The organism is Streptomyces sp. NPDC021356 (genome assembly GCF_040641015.1).
Classification (GTDB): Bacteria; Actinomycetota; Actinomycetes; order Streptomycetales; family Streptomycetaceae; genus Streptomyces.
The window spans coordinates 1-17,601 of sequence record NZ_JBFACU010000053.1 but is presented as its reverse complement, the minus strand read 5'-3'; the positions used below and the strand labels follow the sequence as shown (position 1 = coordinate 17,601).

Genomic DNA, 17,601 nt, shown 5'->3' with positions numbered 1-17,601 from the left:
TGAGGAATTACGTGAACGTCCACAGCGCCCTACCCGACCTGGACAATCGTCGGCGTCAGCGACCTCGCCAGCCCGGACCTCCTCATCGAGATCCGCGCGACCGCCGCCTATCCCGACGGTGCTTCCTGACGGACCTCCGAACGACCCGCCGCGCCCACGCGCCTCTCGGGTCAACAGCATGTGCGACGACCGCGGTCCGGGCACGGCCATACTCACACGGCATGTGCTGATCCTCATGCGGCGGGCCGGCTCCGGCCTGATCATCACCGCTTCGTATGTCGCGTCCCTGATGAATGACTGGCGCCGTATGTCGATCTGCAGAAGGTTCACGCCCCCTGTACAGTGCCGAGATGGTTTCGGAGCTGCAGCGACTCGTCGACGCATTGGGCGCCCGCCTTGGACGGTCGATCGCCATCGACGACACGCGACTCAAGCTGCTGGCGTACAACGCGCACACTGGCGACGTGGACGACGCCCGGATCGAATCGATCATGCACCGTGGTGTGTCGACCGCGCTGGTCGCGCACGTCTGCGAGCAGGACGCGGCCCAGGCTTCCGACGTCTTCACTCTTCCGCCGTGCCCCCGGATCGGCATCACGATGGAACGGGTCGGCATGCCGATCCGCTACGCCGATGCCCTGCTCGGCTACGTATGGCTGATCGGCTCCGAGGGCCCCATCGACGACTGGGCCGTCGGGTTGCTGCGCGAGACGGCTGCGCAAGCCGCCCTGGTCCTGCACCGCGGCTACCTCGGCGTCGAAGTGACTCGCAGCCACGCCAGGGAGCTGATCCGCGACCTGATCGCCCCGGACCAGGCACTCCGGACGGAGGCGGGTGCCGCACTCGTCGAGGAGGAACACGCCGTGGCTGGCCCGGTCACCGTCCTGGTAGCCATGGTGGCACGCGAGGAGGGTGAGCCTCTGGCTGAAGACGGCCGTCTGGCCCTGGAGATCGCCGTCGACCACTGCCGACGACGGCTTCTCCCCTCGCGCGGATTGGCCCTGACGCGTCCGGATCACGCGCTTCTGCTGACGATCTGGCCCGGGGCACGTTCCCAGGTCATCGAGCGCAATGCCGCAGAGCTTGCCGAGGTGCTGCGCGAAAAGCTGGTCGCAGAACTCGGCCCGGGACGGGCCGCCCTGTGCTGGGTAGGCGTAGGCGGGCCACGCCCACGCCTCACGGAGGCCCACTTCTCCTACGATGAAGCGCGCCGCGCTGCCGAGGTCGCCCGTCTCACGGGCACCCTGGGTCAAGTGGTGGCTCATACACAACTGGGCGTGTACGCGCTACTGGGCAAGCTCACCCCCGACGAGCTTGCCGAGGGCATCCACCCGGGGCTGCGCTGTCTGCTTTCGAACCCCGTACAGCGCGGGCTGGTCGAAACCCTGCGGGTGTATCTCGATCACGCCGGCGATGCCCAGCATGCCGCCACCGCCCTACATATCCACCGCTCCACACTCTACAAACGGCTGCATCGCGTTGAGCAGCTCACCGGACTGCAACTGGACGTCGGCGATGACCGACTGGCCGCGCATCTCGGCCTGAAAATGGCAGAGTTGCACCTCCGCTCGCCGACATCGGTGAAAGCGCCGGACACGGTGTTCTGAGCACGGGCAGCAGCTGGACAACGTTGCTACGGTTGCCGCACAACCTGCGGCGTTCGCCGTGCCGCCACCACCCGTGACGTGCACAAGCCTGCCCGGTGCCGCAATGAGATGGTCAAGGCGCTCGGGATCTGCGCATACCACGGCGCTGAAGACGGACGTGCCTGCGGACCTGCGCCGGAAGCCCACCTCGTGGATCTCGACGTTGCGGCTGTGCAAAGTCGCCATAATGCGCAGCAGCGTTGACCGGTTACCCGGCACCAGGTCGGCCGAGACGATGTAGTGGTCCATGCAGGTGGGCCCCCCAGCTGGGTGTGCTTTTTCGCCCGTCAGGCGGGTGCGCTGCCGCATGGCCGGAGCGCGCCTGACCGGCCCCCGGAGGCCCGGACCGCGACCGGGGGACAAGTGACACCCCCACCACACCGATCGTCGATTTCAGCAGAGAAGAGAACTGCTGTTGACGCTTTCGCGGCGTCAACGGCGAGCAGGATCCGCTAGCTCGTCGACGACGTCGCTGGTGACGCAGATGTGCGCTACGCACAGTGCGTGGGGTTGCCCAGCTCCGGCTCGCCAGGTCTGCACAGGTGGTCGACTGCCGGGTACGAGCCATCCGCTTCGACGGGGTCCCCGGCTCAGCGGCCAGCGTCAGCCGAGGACTGTGCCCGTGGACGGGGCCGGCCGACGTCGGCGTGAGAACGCGCCGAGGTCGATGGTCTGGCAGGTGTGTTCGCAGGTGTGCGTGAGCGCACTCCGGTCGTGATCGTGCCCGCCTTCGACACCGTGGATCAGGGTGGTCATGAGGCGGCCTGCCAGAGGGGCGTTCTTGAACTGATTGCCGCTGGTGCCTATGGCCACGTAGAAGCCGGCAAGCTCGGTCCGGTCGTATACGGGGGTCCAGTCGTCGGTCACGTCGTATACGCCTGCCACACCACGAGGCTTGTTGGGAACGCGCAGTCCGGGCAGTCGGCGAGCCGCCCGCGTCACCTGCGTCCTGAACCGCGACACGGTCGGAGTGGGACTCCCGTCGTCCGGATCGTCGAGCCATTCCAGCGGGTCGCACTCGGGTTCCGTGCCGCCGACGAGCAGGAACTTCCTGCCCTCGGGCCGTATATACGTGCCGAGGTCCATATCGGCCAGCACCGGTGCGTGCCTGTCGCCGCCGGCGTCGTGGTAGCCGGCGGGCGCTGCTACGTGGTGCACTTCCTGGCGCAGCGGCCGCAGACCGACTGTGAAGTCGCCGCCCACTTCGGCGAGCCGGTTCAGCTGTCCCGACCATGGGCCGGCCGCGTTGACGACCACCCCGGCGGACAGTTCGGTTCCATCCTTGAGGCGCACCCCGCGCACGCGTTCCCCGCTCCGCATCACCGCGGTGACGGGGGTCCTCCACCGGAAGGCGGCTCCGTGCCGCTGGGCCGCCGTAGCAAGGTTGTGCGCGGCGAGTTGCGGGTCGTCGATGAAGCCCCCGTCGGGTGTGTGGAGAGCACCGAGCCGAGCAGATGCGTCGGCGAAGAATTCGTCGTCATCCACGGGGCGGGGCGGGAAGTACCGGCCGGTGTCCGCGGCGGGCAACCGCTTGGACAGCTCTCGTGCACTCCATTTTTCGTACGGGACACCGACCTTGTCGAAGTGTCGCGTGAACATGCCGCAAGGTGCGAAGTCCACATCCAGCATGGTGACGCCGCAGCGGTTGAACGCTGCGAGGGGTTCACTGGCGGGTGCCTGGAGATGGTCGCGCCACGCTTCCCAGCAGTGACGGGACTCCCAAGCAGCAGTGACACCCGCGATCGTGGGATAGGTGAAGCGGACCACGGCGCTCGAGGCGCTGGTGGAGCCGTTGCCTGCGCCGCCGAACTTGTCGACCACGACGACACGCAGACCACTCCGCACCAGTTCGAGAGCGATAGAGGATCCGATTACCCCGGCCCCGACGACGACAGCGTCTGTGCTCTCAGCCATGTTTCGACCACCTTCTCGTTGCCGGACCAGACGGTTCCTCTGGCGGCGCGGAGGGTCACCGCTCCGCCGTTGTCCGCACCTTACGCAGGTCAGAGGCCGTGTTTCGGCGACTGTTGTCGCCACTTCCTGCCGTCGTACCCGACAGTTGTCGCGCGCGTGTGCGCCGATGCTCAGCGGTCAGAACCGCGCGCGCGTGCGCCGATGCTCAGCGGTCAGAACCCGCCATGAGCCTGGCAGAGGCGGGAAAGGACTGCTGGTGAGGTCGCGGCGACCTCGGCTGGTTCGAGAGCCAAGTCGCGCGCTCCTCGGCGATCGCCGTGAAGGCATCCCCGTCATCGGCAGGGCCACAAAGGTGAGGTCGGCTCCGGACGAGACAGCTACGGGACCGTGGCTGTTGCAGGCGCGTCCGCGGACAGGGGCCGAGGGATCAGGTGAGGCGGCGGCAAGGGCGGGGTCCTGCTCAACGCTCCGGACGTGATCGTGGAACGGATCAGCCCTCTCGCATGCGCAGGATCAAGGTGACCGCGTCCTCCGGGCAGGTTCCGGGATTCAGGACTTCCTGCAAGAGGAGGCCGCGAAACGCGGCAATGGTGACGGTGGCCACATCCCTCGCCTCCTTCGTGTCCAGCCCTTCGCGTTCCGCGAGTGAGGACAGCATCCCGGTCAGGTCGCCGATCGACTCTACGAACTCACGGAAGTCCTCGGGGCCATACGCGGCCAGTCCGGCGACGTAGAAGAAGCCGCGGGCACGCGACAGCTGCTCTGGCCGGGTGTAAGTACGCCAGATCGCCACAACGAAATCGTCGAAGGTGCCCTGCCGGGCGGCCTCCAAAAGTGCCTCGTTGTCACGGGATCGCTGCGCCTTGAGCATGGCGGCCAAGACGCCCGAGAGCGACCCGAAGTGGTATCGCAGCAGAGCGTGGCTGGACTCGATCCGGGCGGCGATCTCACGGAGCGACATCTCCGGCGGGGGAAGGGCCTCGCCGAAGGCGTCGAGAAGCCGTGCCAGGAGCCGCTCGCGCGCGCTGCCCTTGCGTTCTGAGGTTGACAGGATCACTCCCACAGTTTATCCATTGGAAAAGAAAAAGCTGGCGGTTCCGTGTTGCTGCACACATGGTCGCAGTCAGCTCGCAAGGACGGAGGATCGGCTATGGGACCTGTTCATGTCGTCGGCGCGGCGGTCATCGACGGATCGGGGCGCGATCCCAGCAACGTCGACATCACTATCGAGAACGGCCGCATCACCCAACTCGGTGCCTCCAGCGCGCACGGCGAGCGTCTCGACGCCGAGGGACTGACGATGACGCCCGGTCTGATCGACGCTCACGTCCACTTGGGCCTGTCGAGCCCGATCCAGCCGCACTTCTCGTTTCGGATAAGCGCCGCCGAGATCGCGGCGGACATCTTCGCCACCGCCGGCGCGACGCTCGACGCCGGCTTCACCACCGTCCGCGACACCGGCGGGATCGACGGCGGTGTGGTCACCGCGATCGCGAAGGGCAAGGTCAGAGGGCCGCGCGTCCTGTCGTGCGGACCTGTTCAGTGCCAGATCGGCGGGCACGGCTACTACGGAGCCGAATGGGAACCCACCGAGCTGTGGAGCAGCCACCACATCCCGGGCCTGTGCGCCCTCTCCATGATGGCGGGCAACGCGGACGAGCTGCGGCACAACGTCCGTGAAGCCTTCCGTCGCGGTGCCTCCTTCCTGAAGCTCTGCGTGACCGGCGGAGTGGTAGGCGCACATGACCGACTGACCGACACCCAGTTCACCGTCGAAGAGATCGCTGTGGCAGTCCAAGAAGCTGCGGCACGGAACACCTACGTGACAGTCCACGCCCACAACAACGAAGGCATACGAAATGCGGTCGAGGCCGGGGTGCGCTGCGTCGAGCACGGCACTAGCCTCGACGAGTCCACAGCGACCCTGATGGCCGCGCGCGAGGTTGCCCTCGTGCCCACGTTCGCTGTCGTCGAGCAACTGCTGCACGACATCGCCGGAACCGGTCTCGCCGAGTCGACCCGCGACCGAGCCAAGGGCGCACGCGAGCAGATGACGAAGGCGCTCGCTGTCGCCAAGCACGCAGGGGTACGGATCGGGCTGGGTTCCGACCTCATCGGCCCGGCCCAGGACCGTCGCGGCAAAGAACTCAGTCTGCGCGCAGCCCTCGAAACGCCGATGGAAGCGCTCGTGGCGGCGACCCGGACCAACGCCGAGATCCTCGGCCTGTCCGGCACGGTGGGTGTCATCACTCCCGGCGCGCAGGCAGACCTCGTTCTTTGGAACGGCAACCCGCTCGAAGACCCAGAACTGTTTTCCGACCCCACCAACGCCGTCCTCGTCATCCAGGCCGGCCGAATCGTGAAGGACCTCAGATGAGCACTATGTGGCAGGGCTGCCTCGCCCACACCGACTACTTCGAGATGCGCTCCAGCGGTGGGCACGACTACGGTGTCTGGGTCACCACGCCACCGCGCTACGACCCTGCCGCGGCGCAAGCGCCTGTGGTGTACGTGCTCGACGGCAACTGGGCGGTGGGCATGACGGCCCCGCTCATCGTCACGCAACTGGACCCCTTGCAGTCGATTCAGCCCTATGTCCAAGTCAGCGTGGGTTACGCAGGCGAGGAAGCAGAGCACTGGGAGCGGTTGCGCAACCGAGACCTCGTGCCCCCCGGCGAGCCCATCGCGAAGGAGTACATCGATGCGGTGGAGATGGGGGTCGAAGCGGGCACGATGACGCGTGAGCAAGCCGACGCCTGCCTCGCTGAATTGAGCGACAGCCGCGGGGACAAGTTCCTGAACTTCCTGACCGACGACCTACACCCGCGGATCGAACGCGACTACGGCACAGCCCCGAGCGGTCACGGCCTCTTCGGCTATTCCTACGGCGGACTCTTCAGTCTCTACGCCTGGCTCACCAACAGCACCTTCTTCGAGAGCATCGGCGCGGGCAGCCCCGGCATTGTCAATGCAGACAGTCAGGTCTTCGCCCGTCTTCAAGCACTGGGTGACTCCGTGCCTGCCACCAAGCTTCACGTGACCTTCAACGACCGAGAGATCCTCGGAGACCTGGCGGTCTACCAGAGTCTCACGAAGAACACTGCCACGTTCCTTCACCGCCTCACCTCACGCAGTAAATCCGTCACCAGCGCACTCATGCACGAAACACACGTGACTGGGCTGCAGGCATCGTTCCTCAGCTACCTCAGGACCTGCCGTGCCCAGTAAGCCTGGACGCCGCGGCTCCTCCTGACCGCCGCGCTGGGCGGGCGGCGCTCCCGGCCAGTGCAGCCGCCGCGAGTGCCTGGCAAACTCGCCGGACCCGACCGGCACACGTTTCGAGCCCGAGCCGGTCGCGCCCAAAAGCGCGCCACCCCGGGAAGGAACGGAACCCGAGCAAGACACGTTCCAAAACTTCCGTCGCCTTTCGCGCATACCGTCCAGGAACCGGCTGCCCGGCGGCGTGATGCCATTTATGTCGCATTCATATTCGAGTCAACTTCTCTGGAGGTGTGGCGGGTGGCCGAGCAGGACTTCGTCAACACGACGCCCCCTGCCGTGGGTATCGCCGAAGCACTCAGGCGACGGCTGCCCGCCGGCCGGGTGGTGACTGATCCGGACATCGTCGCCGGTCTCTCCCACGACCAGGCGGTGTGGGCACCTGTTGGCCGAGCGGTGGCCGTCGTGCGCGCCAAGAGCACCGACGAGGTCCGGACCGTGGTTCGTGCGTGCCTGGAGCAACGAGTCCCGTTGGTTGCACGCGGCGCCGGTACTGGATTGTCGGGGGGCGCCAATGCCGTTGAAGGCGGCGTGATCCTCGCGCTGGACGGCATGGATCGGGTGCTGGAGGTCGACGAGCTGGAGCGCCTCGCCGTCGTGCAGCCTGGGGTGGTCAACGACGACCTGCGCGCCCATGTAGCGGCGCTCGGCCTGTGGTATCCGCCTGACCCCGCCAGTTCGCCCTGGTCGACCATAGGGGGAAATGTCGCGACGAACGCTGGCGGAGTGTGCTGCGTCAAGTACGGCGTCACTCGCGACTATGTCCTCGGTTTGGAGGTCGTGACCGGGACGGGCGAGGTGGTCCGGCTCGGGCGCCGTACGTCGAAGGGGGTCGCCGGCTACGACCTGGTGGGCCTCATGGTGGGTGCCGAAGGCACTCTTGGTGTCATCACCGAGATCACGGTCCGGCTGCGACGCCTGCCTCCGGTCGGCGTGACCGCCGTCGGCTACTTCGACAGCGTCGGGCAGGCCGGTGACGCGGTGCGTGCGACGGCTGCCGCCGGACTGCGGCCGGCCGCGCTGGAACTCGTCGACCGGCACTGTCTGCGCGCGGTCGACGCCTGGAAGAACATGGGGCTCTCCGCCGAGGCGGACGTGGTCCTCCTGGCCCGTTTCGACGATGACGGCCGCGCCGCCGAGGAGGGCGCCCGCCGGATGGTCGACTGCTTCCGCGGGGCTGGCTCTACCTGGGCGGACCGGTCGGAGACAGAGGAAGAAGCCGAGATGCTCTTCACGGCCCGCCGGCTGGCCTTCCCCGCGCTCGAGCGGCTGGGGCCGGTACTCACCGAGGACGTCTGTGTGCCCATCGGGGCGGTGGCGGAGATGCTGGCCCGCATCGACCGGACCGCGGAGAGGCACCGGATCACCATCGCCAACATCGCGCACGTCGGCGACGGCAACCTGCATCCGCTGCTGGTGACGGAACACGGTGACGCGGCGGCTCAGGTCCGGGCTCGCGCGGCGTTCGACGACATCATCGCGGACGCCCTTGAATTGGGTGGGACGGTGACTGGTGAGCACGGTGTGGGACTGCTCAAACGACCCGGCCTCACCCATGAACTCGGCCCGGCCGTCCTGGAGATGCACCGCGCGGTGAAACGTGCTCTCGATCCGGCCGGGATTCTCAACCCTGGCAAAGTTTTCGGGCCGGCATGACCCCTTGGCCAAGGACAAGACCGGGCCACGGACCGACAGAAGGGCCTTGGCCCCCTGGAAAGCACCACCGCGGCGGACTCACCCGTCTTCGACGGGGCCCGTGACGAGATGGCAAGCACGCTCGACCGACTGCGCACCGCAGGTGTCGGAGCAGGTCTGCTGCGCGACGATGTCAGCGGCTGGATCGTCCTGCGAGCGCGTCGCTCCAGTCCGACCAGCTGGCCCCGTCGCAGGACTTGTGCACCACATGGTGCTCACGGTCCTTGGCGAACACATCCAGCCGGTTCGGACCCCACGACGCCGCGCCGGGACCCGACAGCAGGCTGCCGCCCAGGTCGGTCCGGGTACGGTGCCACTGCGTGCCGTACCGGGTGCGGTGGAACAGCTTGTTCGAGGTCGCGCCGCGCGCGAAGACGTCCAGCCGGCCGGTACCCCACGACACCGCGGCCGGCGTGCCCTGGAAGTTCCCACCGATCGCCTTGAACGGCCCCCAGCCCCCGCCGGCGGAAGCGGTGACATGCAGGAGCTGGTTGGCCGGATCCAGCCCGAACAGGTCGATCCGGCTGTCCCTCGCCGAAGCCGCCGCCGGTCCGGACCAGATCGTCGTCTCCGGCCGCGTCTCGTACCACTGGCTCGCCCAGTCGCTGCCCTGGGTGGAGGTCTTGCGGGAGACCTTCCGCCCGCCGCCCACGTGACAGACGGTGTACCGCACGGGCTGGTAGGCGGCGACAGCCGGGTGGGTCGAGGCCTGCCTGGAAACGCCGGTGCAGCGCCGTCACCGGCTTGGTGCCCGAACTGCGGTCACGTACGACGCGTTCCGCTTCGCCCTGGTGGTCCGCGAACCGGTGCAGCACCAGGTCTTCCTCGGTGGGGAAGTACCGGAAGAGGGTCGGCTCGGAGATCTCGGCAGCCGCCGCGATGTCGTCGACCGAGACGCGGTCGAAGCCGTGCTCCAGGAACAGCGAGATGGCCGCGTCGGCGATGGCGTCCCGCGTCCGCGCCTTCTTGCGGGCCCGCGGCCCTGTCGGCCGTTCATCTGACCACTGCAACATTCATGACTGAGTTGCTTTTTTAACCTAGTAACGTTTTTATGGGCGGCATGAACCGGACAGACATTCCTCCCGTGCTGGTAACCGGGGCGACGGGCCGGGTCGGCCGCGTCGTCATCGACCAACTCCTCGACGCGGGCGTGCCGGTCCGCGCCCTTACCCACCGTTCCGAGGCGGCGGCGACGCTGCCGGCGAAGGCCGAGGTCGTCACCGGCGACCTCACCGTGCCCGAGTCGCTCGACCCGGCATTGAATGGCGCCGGTGCGGTCTTCCTCGTCTGGACCGCCCCACCTCGGAACGCCGCGGCAGTCATCGAGCGGCTGGCAGCCCACGTGCGGCGGGTCGTCTTCCTCTCCTCCCCGCACCAGACGCCGCATCCCTTCTTCCAGCAGCCCAACCCCATGGCGGTGCTGCACGCCGACATCGAGCGGCTGATCGCGGCCGCCGGACTCGAGTCGACGATCATCCGGCCGGGGATGCTCGCGTCGAACTCGCTGGCCTGGTGGGCGCCCGCGATCCGGGCCGACGAGGTAGTCCGGTGGCCCTACGGCGCTGCCGAGACGGCACCGGTCGACGACCGCGACGTGGCAGCCGTCGCGGCACGGACGCTCTGTCAGGACGGATACGCCGGAGGCGACTACGTCCTTACGGGCCCCCAATCACTGCCCCAGGCCGCGCAGGTGGACGTCATCGGTGACGCCCTGGGGCGCCGGATCGCGTTCGAGGAGATGACGCCGGACGAGTTCCGAAGCCTGTCGGAGGGTACGGCGCCCAGCTCGGTCATCGACATGCTGCTCGCCGCATGGAGCGCGGCGGTCGGACAGCCCGCGTACATCACCACCGCGGTGGCCGACATCCTCGGGACGGCGCCGCGAACGTTTCGCCAGTGGGCCACCGACCACGCCACCGCGTTCACTCGGGGTTCGTAACCTCGTCGGAGGCGACCTGCGCCCCCGGCCGCACCCCTCAGACCCCGTCGCCCCGGCCTCCGCCTCCGGGATGAGCCGGACGCGTGGGCGCAGGGGGCTCAGAAGGAACAGCAGACGTCCCAGCACATCGGCGGGAGAAGCCCGGTTCGTGCCGCTGCGATTCGACGCGCTCGCACCTGGGCCCGCGTACAGGGGCGAAACAGGCGGCTGCGGCTGCCGCGGTAGCCGCCGAGGGCCGGATGTCCAGGAACAGCCGGGTGCCGCTGCCCCGGCTCTGCGCCTCGGCGAAACAGGCGTCGAGGTATGCCTTGAACGGCTCCAGGACGCCTTTGGGGCGGCGGTTCGAAGGCCGGGCGTGGGCGGTCCCGGGCCGCCCTGGGGCGCGGCGCCATGGGCTATGGATATGGGCCACGGGCTATGGGCTACGGGCTACGGGCTACGGGCTACGGGCTACGGGCTACGGGCAACCCTGAACCGGTTCGGGAGGGCCACGCCCGGCCACCAGCCCGTGGTGGCAGTGGCGCGGACCGCTCTCCAAGCCCGCCGCCTCCTGGAAGGCCACGCTCACCAGCAAGGCCACCGGCGCCACGGTCCGTACGCTCTCCGGCGGCGCGGTGGCCGGCAGCCTGAGGGCACGCTGGGACGAGCGGGACGCCAAGGGCGCTCGTCCCCAACGGCACGTACACCTTCCGGCTGACGGCCACCCCGGCCGACGGCTCGGGACCGGCGCCGACGGTGACGCAGACGGTGCGGGTGTTCGCAGGATCTGAACGGCGACGGCCGCGGTGACCTCCTGGTCCAGGACCGCTCCAACACGCTGTGGCGCCACGACGGCACCGGCACCGGCACCGGAGTCTTCAAGGCCCGCGTGGAGGTGGCCACCGGCTGGGGCGCGTCGTACGACGTCGTCGTCGGCGTCGGCGACAACACCGGCGACGGCGAGGCGGACCTCGTCTCCCGCGACACATCCGGCACCCTATGGCGCAACAACGGCAACGGCAAGGGCTCGTTCGGCACCCGAACGAAGATCGACACCGTAGGCGTAGAGGACGTTGCGGTGCTCGAAGTCCGTGGCGCCGTCCGGGTCGTCGTAGTAGACGTACTCGCCCACGGTGATCTTCGGTGAGGTGACCAGCGGGTTGAGGAACACCATGCGTTCGTGGGCGGGCAGCGGGTGCGCGGTGGTCGGGTCAGGGGACACGGTCGGAGTGCTTTGCGTGGTTGCTGAATGTCGCCCACGGCCCTGATGGGGCGTCGCCGGGCCGGAGAGTCTGTCATGGTCAACGGCTGTTCACGGACGCCTCGTCCGAGGCGGTGACCGCACCTGGATCAGTGGAACGTCGCGGCGCCGCGGAACCTTCCGCGGGCTTGGACCCAGCCAGCCACAGACCGGTGAACACGGCGGTGGCCAAAGTGACGGTGCCGACGGCGACGAAGGCGCTGTTGAGGCCGGTCTCGAAGGAGGCGCCGCCGGATTGCCGGGAGCGGACGACGGCTCCGAGTACCGCCACGCCGAGCACCGCGCCGATCTGCCGGGTGGTGCTGCTGATGCCTGACGCGAGGCCGCCTTCCTGCGGGCTGACCGCCTGGATGGCGGCTCCCGTCAGTGGGGACAGGGTCAAGGCGAAGCCGATGCCGGCGAGTCCCAGCCGCCACCACACGTTCGCGTAACCGGTGTCGGCGTGCACCATGCCGAGCGCCAGCAGTCCCAGGCCGGCCAGGGCCAGCCCGGCGGTGACCACGACGCGGAAGCCGTACCGGGCGGCGAGCCGGCCCGCGTACGGGCTGACGATCACCATGGCGAGGGACACCGGCAGGGTCTGCAGGCCGGCGCGGAGGATCGAGCTGCCCTGGACGTACACGAAGAACTGGGAGAAGAAGAACGACGAACCCATGAGCGCGAACCCCACCACGGTCATGGCGGCGTTGGACACGGTGAACAGGCGCTGCCGGAACAGCCGCAGCGGCAGCATCGGAGCGGAACGACGCGCTTCGACGGCGACGAAGGCGGCGAGGAGGATCACCGCGGCGGCGAAGCTGCCCAGGATCACCGGTGAGGTCCAACCGCGGGCACCGCCCTCGATCAGCCCGTAGGTCAGCGCCCCCACCCCCAGGACGGACAGCACCGTCCCCGGGACGTCGATCGCGGGGGCGCCCGGATTGCGGGTCTCTTCCAGGCTGCGCAGACCGACCAGCACAAGGACCACGCCGATGGGCAGATTGACCAGGAAGACGGCGGGCCAGCCGAAGGCCTCTGTCAGCACGCCGCCAGCCACGGGGCCTGCGGCCAGACCGATTCCGCTGAGTCCGGCCCACAGCCCGATCGCCTTGATCCGTTCTCGCGGCACGGGATGGGCGGCGGCGAGCAGGGCGAGCGAGGCGGGGCTCAGCGCCGCCGCCCCGATGCCCTGCAGCACCCGGCCGACGATCAGCCAGCCGAGCGAGGGCGCGAGGGCGCACACCACCGACGCGGCGGTGAACACCGCCACGCCGGTCAGGTACACGCGCTTGCGACCGAACCGGTCGGCGAAGATTCCGCCGGACAGCAGCAGCATGGCGACCAGCAGTACGTACGCGTCGACGATCCACTGCAGACCGGTCAACTGCGTGTGCAGCCGGTGCTGCATGTCAGGCAGCGCCGCGCCGACGATCGTGTTGTCGAGCAGGACCATGAACTGGCCCAGGCAGGTCACCGTGAGCAGCACGGTCCGGCTTGATCGACTGCCTGCGGTCGCATGCGATGCAGCCATGAGTCCCCCTCGATCGTCAGTTGCGCTCGGCCACGGTCGACGCAGGTTGCGCTACACCGAGCACCCTAAAGCAGTTGTGGACTGCGTTAGGCGACTGTAAGAGGACTTGCGCCGTAAACGCAAGTACCGACTGCGTTAATGTGAGGAGCGTGAACGAGAAACAGCGAGCCCGACGGCCCGGCGGGCGCAGCGCACGCGTCGGCGCGCAGGTGCACCAGGCAGTCACCGAGCTGATCAGCGAGCGCGGCTACGGCAACTTCACCGTCAGCGAGGTCGCAGCCCGGGCAGGCGTGGCCGACAGCAGCATCTACCGCCGGTGGGGCAACCTGGAAACCCTGCTCACCGACGTGGCACTCACCCGCCTCAACGCGCAGTCGCCGATGCCCGACACCGGGAGCCTGGCCGGCGACCTGCGCACTTACGCGGCCCAAGTGGCCCGCGAGATCACCGGACCCGACGGACCGGCGGTGCTGCACCTGGCCGTCGCCCTCTCGAGCAGCGGCCAGCAGGGCCTGCAGGCTGGTGCCGGCCTCCGCGCCGAACGCACCCGGCAACTGCAGTCCATGCTCGATCGCGCCCGCGACCGTGGCGAGCACGCACCCGACGTGCTCGACGTGCTGGACCACATCCTGGCCCCGATGTACATCCGCGTCTTGTTCGGCATGGTGCCGCTCACTCCGGACTACGTCGACGGGCTCGTCGACCGATTGCTGTGACCTCGACCCGGTTCCTCATCCGGCCACGGACGGTTCCTCCTGCAGGACGGGCCCGCCTCCGAGTCCGCGGACGGCGAATGAGCGGGTACGCCTTTCGTCCCTCCGGTCGCTGTGCTCTGCGGCCAAGCCATCACCTGCAGCGGACGTATTCAGCGACTCAGTGGCTTCGGCCCGGATGTGGCTGGGCCGGCAGCGCCCGGACACGGAAGTCGGGCTGCGACAGGGGTGGAGCAACTGCTGGCTGTGTGCGGTCAGTTGGCTCACGGCGTGGACGAGGTGCTCGACGTCCATCCACAGCTGTTCCAGTCCGGTGACGTCCTTGGCACGGAGTTCCCTCAGTTCGACGATCGGCCGGCGCAGGCGGATCTCGGAGTCCGACGTCTGTGCGCGCGCCCTGACCTGCGTGCAGAAGTCGTTCTCGAGGTCGAGGTGGCGCTGGCTGAGCGCGTTGCGCGGTACGCCGGTTTCCTGGGCCAGGGCAACGATCATCAGTGCGCCGGTGGAGTGCTGAGCGGTTCCCTCCCTCGTCCTCACCGCCGGCTTCGCTGCCGCCGGCCCCGTACTGGCGCTCGCCGCTCAGCTGATCAAGTCCCTGGCAGCCGCGGGACAGTGGGAGGACGTGGCACGGCTCGCCCTCCTGTCCCGCATGTCCCCGGCGGACCTGGCGGACCTGGCGGACCTGGCGGACCTCGAACCGGCCGCCCTCGACGAACCGGCCGCCCAGGCCCTGACCGCGATGCCGCCGGGCATGCTGGACCACTTCGACCTGGTGTCCCGCGTGGACGTCCGGGCCGACCTCGCGAAGGTGTCCGCCCCCACCCTGTGGTGGCGCCGACCGGCGACCGACTGGTACTGCCCGACAGCTCGCGCCGTCTGGCGGCTGCCGGCCTCCCGGGCGCCCGACTGATCGAACTGCCCGGCGCCGCCCACATCCTGAACCCGGCAGACCGGGCCACCTGGCTCCGCCACATATGCGAGTTCCTCGCCGCACTCCCCGCCACGTCGGCCTGAGCGCACCGCTCCGCACGGATCGGGCCGGTCCGCCCACGACGCCGCCGGCCCTGCGCCGGACCGGCCTGCTCGTTCTCGCCACCACGACCTTCGCCGCCGTCACCACAGAGCTGCTGCCCGTCGGACTGCTGACGCCGATCAGCGACGATCTGGGGGTCGCGCGATCAGGGGCGCGGCTGCTGGTCACCGTGTCCGGTGATGCGTCTCGGACATGGATGGCGTCCGCCCGCGGAGCCGACCCGGCAGGACCGTCGGGTCTTCGCCTGTACGGGCGACGGGGATCGCCGAACCAGCGGACAGTGGCGAGGATCCGCCGACGTCCGTGCCGTCCCTGCGACCGGCGTCGACCGCCGCGACGTGCGCATCACCTGCTGGGGACGACTCCTCACCTCACTCCGAAATGAGCAGTAACAGCACGTGCTTCTACCGTGTCCCGACATGGTCCCGAAAAGGCATGTTCGCGTGCGCTGTAAAAAGGTTTACCTGCCGGTTGTCTTGTCGAACATCGACCCCGTCGACATGCTGTGGTCATGACATTTCTGAGACGCCTGTTCAGCGACACGGACTGACGTACTCCAGCAACCACACACTCTGAATTCCGCCAGGGGCGGCAAGGCGGGCACCCAGCGATCACGCCCTTTCTCCGGAGGTCACACATATGCGCTTGAGTTTCGCAGGGCCGCGGCGCAGCAGGTGGAAGAGAGCGCTCACCCTGGTTCCCGTCGTCGCGATGACGGTGGCGGCCACCGTCACCGCGACGCTGGACGCCGAGGCCGCCGTGCCCCCGACACCGCCGGGCTTCACACTCACCTGGAGCGACGACTTCAACGGCGCGTCCGGCACCGGCATCGATCAGAGCCTGTGGAAGTACGACACCGGGCCGGGCAGCAACTTCGGCACTGGTGAGATCGAGACCATGACCAACAGCACCTCGAACGTCTACTACGACGGCCAGGGTCATCTGGTGCTCCAGGCCCTGCACTCCGGTTCCGACCCGCGGGGCGGATGGACCTCCGGGCGCGTGGAGACCCAGTCGGCGTCCTTCGGCGCCCCGGCCGGCGGAGTCGTACGCATCGAGTCCGTCCTCCAGCAGCCCAACGTCACCACCGCCAACGGCGCGGGCTACTGGCCGGCGTTCTGGATGCTCGGCGCACCCCTGCGCGACGGTGTGACCTGGCCGAAGTCCGGCGAGATCGACATCATGGAGGACATCAACGGCCGCAGCTCCGTCTTCAGCACCCTGCACTGCGGTGTGAACCCGGGCGGGCCGTGCAACGAGTCGACCGGCATCGGTTCGGGTGAACGCGCCTGTTCGGGCTGCCAGAGCGGGTTCCACGACTACGCGGCGGAGATCGACCGCTCGGTGTCGCCGGAGCAGATCAGGTTCTTTCTCGACGGGAACAACTTCTTCACCGTCAAGGCCAACCAGGTGGACGCCACGACCTGGTCCGACGCGGTCGACCACCCCTTCTTCATCATCTACGACCTGGCGATCGGCGGCGGCTTCCCGGACGCCTTCGGCGGGGGCCCGAACGCGTCCACGGTCTCCGGCGGCAAGCTGGTCATCGACTCGGTGGCCGTCTACAACAAGGCGCCCGGCTCCGGCGGCGGTGGTGGCGGCGGTTCGGTGAGCGGCCAGACGATCAGCGGTCCGGGCGGCAAGTGCGTAGATGTAGCGGGTGACGACACCGGCGGCGACGGCACCGCGGTGCAGCTGTGGGACTGCCAGTCGGCGGCCAGGGACCAGCACTGGACCTGGAGCGGCCAGACCCTGCAGACCCTCGGCAAGTGCCTGGACATCGCCGGCGGCGACAGCGCCGCCGGTACGAAGCTGCAGCTCGCCACCTGCAACAGCGGCGGCTACCAGTCATGGGTGCGGCAGAGCGCCGGCTCGCTGCGGAACCCGGCCAGCGGCCGGTGCATCGACTCGCCATCGGGTGCCACCGCGAACGGCACCCGCCTGCAGATCTGGGACTGCAACAACTCCGGCGCCCAGAAGTTCGCCATCGGCACCCCGATCTACGGTCCGGGGGGCAAGTGCGTGGACGTGGCCGGCGACGACACCGGCGGCGACGGCACCGCGGTGCAGCTGTGGGACTGCCAGCAGGGGACCTCGCTCGACCAGAAGTGGACCTGGAACGGCCAGACCCTGCGCACGCTGGGCAAGTGCCTGGACATCGCGGGCGGTGTCAACGCGGCCGGCACGAAACTCCAGCTGGCCACCTGCAACGGCGGCGGGTACCAGAACTGGGTCACCAACGCCGATGGCTCGATGTCCAACCCGACCACCGGCCGGTGCATCGACTCCCCGTCAGGTGCCACCGCGAACGGCACCCGCCTGCAGATCTGGGACTGCAACAACTCCGGCGCCCAGAAGTTCGCCCTGGCCTGAACGGAAAGAGCAACCGCCGAAGTGCCCCCGCCGAGAGGCGGTTTCTGGGAGTCGTTGCAACACGTGGTCGTGCTGATCAGGCTGCGAGCAGTTTATGCAGGCGCTCGGCTGGGGTTTCCCAGCCGAGCGTTTTGCGTGGGCGGCGGTTGAGCTGGTCGGCGACGGCGGCCAGGTGCTCGGGGGTGTGGACGGACAGGTCGGTGCCCTTGGGGAAGTACTGCCGCAGCAGCCCGTTCGTGTTCTCGTTCGAGCCGCGCTG

13 protein-coding genes and 4 pseudogenes are annotated in these 17,601 nt (G+C 68.6%); 9 read left to right on the top strand and 8 right to left on the bottom strand.

Annotated elements, in window-relative coordinates:
* Positions 1–350: 350 nt before the first annotated feature.
* Complete coding sequence (locus AB0G56_RS38790) at positions 351–1,607, top strand: helix-turn-helix domain-containing protein (protein ID WP_360979961.1); 1,257 nt, start codon at positions 351–353, stop codon at positions 1,605–1,607.
* Between the two features lie 642 nt (positions 1,608–2,249).
* Here the strand turns inward: AB0G56_RS38790 and AB0G56_RS38785 are convergent.
* Together AB0G56_RS38785 and AB0G56_RS38780 are read right to left on the bottom strand one after the other, a co-directional pair.
* The gene (locus AB0G56_RS38785) at positions 2,250–3,560 is read right to left on the bottom strand and encodes an FAD-dependent oxidoreductase (RefSeq protein WP_360979958.1); all 1,311 of its coding nucleotides are present in this window, start codon (positions 3,558–3,560) and stop codon (positions 2,250–2,252) included.
* 490 nt (positions 3,561–4,050) lie between these two features.
* Positions 4,051–4,623, bottom strand: a complete 573-nt coding sequence (locus AB0G56_RS38780) for a TetR/AcrR family transcriptional regulator (protein ID WP_360979955.1) — start codon at positions 4,621–4,623, stop codon at positions 4,051–4,053.
* Positions 4,624–4,710: 87 nt separating this feature from the next.
* On the opposite strand from AB0G56_RS38780, the gene AB0G56_RS38775 reads away from it, so the two are divergent.
* The 3 genes from AB0G56_RS38775 (at position 4,711) to AB0G56_RS38765 (ending at position 8,495) form a co-directional block, all read left to right on the top strand.
* Entirely contained in the window at positions 4,711–5,937 is a 1,227-nt protein-coding gene (locus AB0G56_RS38775; protein ID WP_360979952.1) for an amidohydrolase family protein, read from the top strand.
* Complete coding sequence (locus AB0G56_RS38770; RefSeq protein WP_360979949.1) at positions 5,934–6,788, top strand: alpha/beta hydrolase-fold protein; 855 nt, start codon at positions 5,934–5,936, stop codon at positions 6,786–6,788. The genes AB0G56_RS38775 and AB0G56_RS38770 overlap by 4 nt, the downstream gene beginning before the upstream one ends.
* Before the next feature lie 336 nt (positions 6,789–7,124).
* A complete protein-coding gene (locus AB0G56_RS38765) occupies positions 7,125–8,495 on the top strand; it encodes an FAD-linked oxidase C-terminal domain-containing protein (RefSeq protein ID WP_360980006.1) in 1,371 nt (456 codons plus the stop codon).
* Positions 8,496–8,667: 172 nt separating this feature from the next.
* Here AB0G56_RS38765 and AB0G56_RS38760 read toward each other — a convergent pair whose 3' ends face one another.
* Positions 8,668–9,186, bottom strand: a complete 519-nt coding sequence (locus AB0G56_RS38760; RefSeq protein WP_360980009.1) for a hypothetical protein — start codon at positions 9,184–9,186, stop codon at positions 8,668–8,670.
* Between the two features lie 49 nt (positions 9,187–9,235).
* Positions 9,236–9,547 (bottom strand): annotated as a pseudogene (locus tag AB0G56_RS38755) (TetR family transcriptional regulator); the annotation flags it as partial.
* Positions 9,548–9,594: 47 nt separating this feature from the next.
* Here AB0G56_RS38755 and AB0G56_RS38750 point away from each other — a divergent pair.
* On the top strand, positions 9,595–10,473 hold the full coding sequence (locus AB0G56_RS38750) for an NAD(P)H-binding protein (RefSeq protein WP_360979946.1): 879 nt from the start codon (positions 9,595–9,597) through the stop codon (positions 10,471–10,473).
* 766 nt (positions 10,474–11,239) lie between these two features.
* Positions 11,240–11,368, top strand: a pseudogene (locus tag AB0G56_RS38745) (hypothetical protein); the annotation flags it as partial.
* A gap of 138 nt (positions 11,369–11,506) precedes the next feature.
* Here AB0G56_RS38745 and AB0G56_RS38740 read toward each other — a convergent pair.
* Both AB0G56_RS38740 and AB0G56_RS38735 read right to left on the bottom strand, forming a co-directional pair.
* Positions 11,507–11,674 (bottom strand): annotated as a pseudogene (locus tag AB0G56_RS38740) (antibiotic acetyltransferase); the annotation flags it as partial.
* Between the two features lie 79 nt (positions 11,675–11,753).
* Positions 11,754–13,223, bottom strand: coding sequence for an MFS transporter (locus AB0G56_RS38735; protein WP_360979943.1), 1,470 nt, complete (start codon positions 13,221–13,223; stop codon positions 11,754–11,756).
* Between the two features lie 149 nt (positions 13,224–13,372).
* Here AB0G56_RS38735 and AB0G56_RS38730 point away from each other — a divergent pair, with 149 nt between their 5' ends.
* On the top strand, positions 13,373–13,939 hold the full coding sequence (locus tag AB0G56_RS38730) for a TetR/AcrR family transcriptional regulator (protein WP_360979940.1): 567 nt from the start codon (positions 13,373–13,375) through the stop codon (positions 13,937–13,939).
* Between the two features lie 15 nt (positions 13,940–13,954).
* On the opposite strand, the gene AB0G56_RS38725 is transcribed toward AB0G56_RS38730, so the two are convergent.
* Positions 13,955–14,428: a hypothetical protein gene (locus tag AB0G56_RS38725; RefSeq protein ID WP_360979937.1), complete on the bottom strand. Its 474-nt coding sequence runs from the start codon at positions 14,426–14,428 to the stop codon at positions 13,955–13,957.
* A 130-nt stretch (positions 14,429–14,558) separates the two neighbouring features.
* Here AB0G56_RS38725 and AB0G56_RS38720 point away from each other — a divergent pair, with 130 nt between their 5' ends.
* Both AB0G56_RS38720 and AB0G56_RS38715 read left to right on the top strand, forming a co-directional pair.
* Entirely contained in the window at positions 14,559–14,846 is a 288-nt protein-coding gene (locus AB0G56_RS38720) for a hypothetical protein (RefSeq protein ID WP_360979934.1), read from the top strand.
* Positions 14,847–15,608: 762 nt separating this feature from the next.
* Complete coding sequence (locus AB0G56_RS38715; protein WP_360979931.1) at positions 15,609–17,342, top strand: ricin-type beta-trefoil lectin domain protein; 1,734 nt, start codon at positions 15,609–15,611, stop codon at positions 17,340–17,342.
* 76 nt (positions 17,343–17,418) lie between these two features.
* Here the strand turns inward: AB0G56_RS38715 and AB0G56_RS38710 are convergent.
* Positions 17,419–17,601 (bottom strand): annotated as a pseudogene (locus AB0G56_RS38710) (IS30 family transposase); the annotation flags it as partial.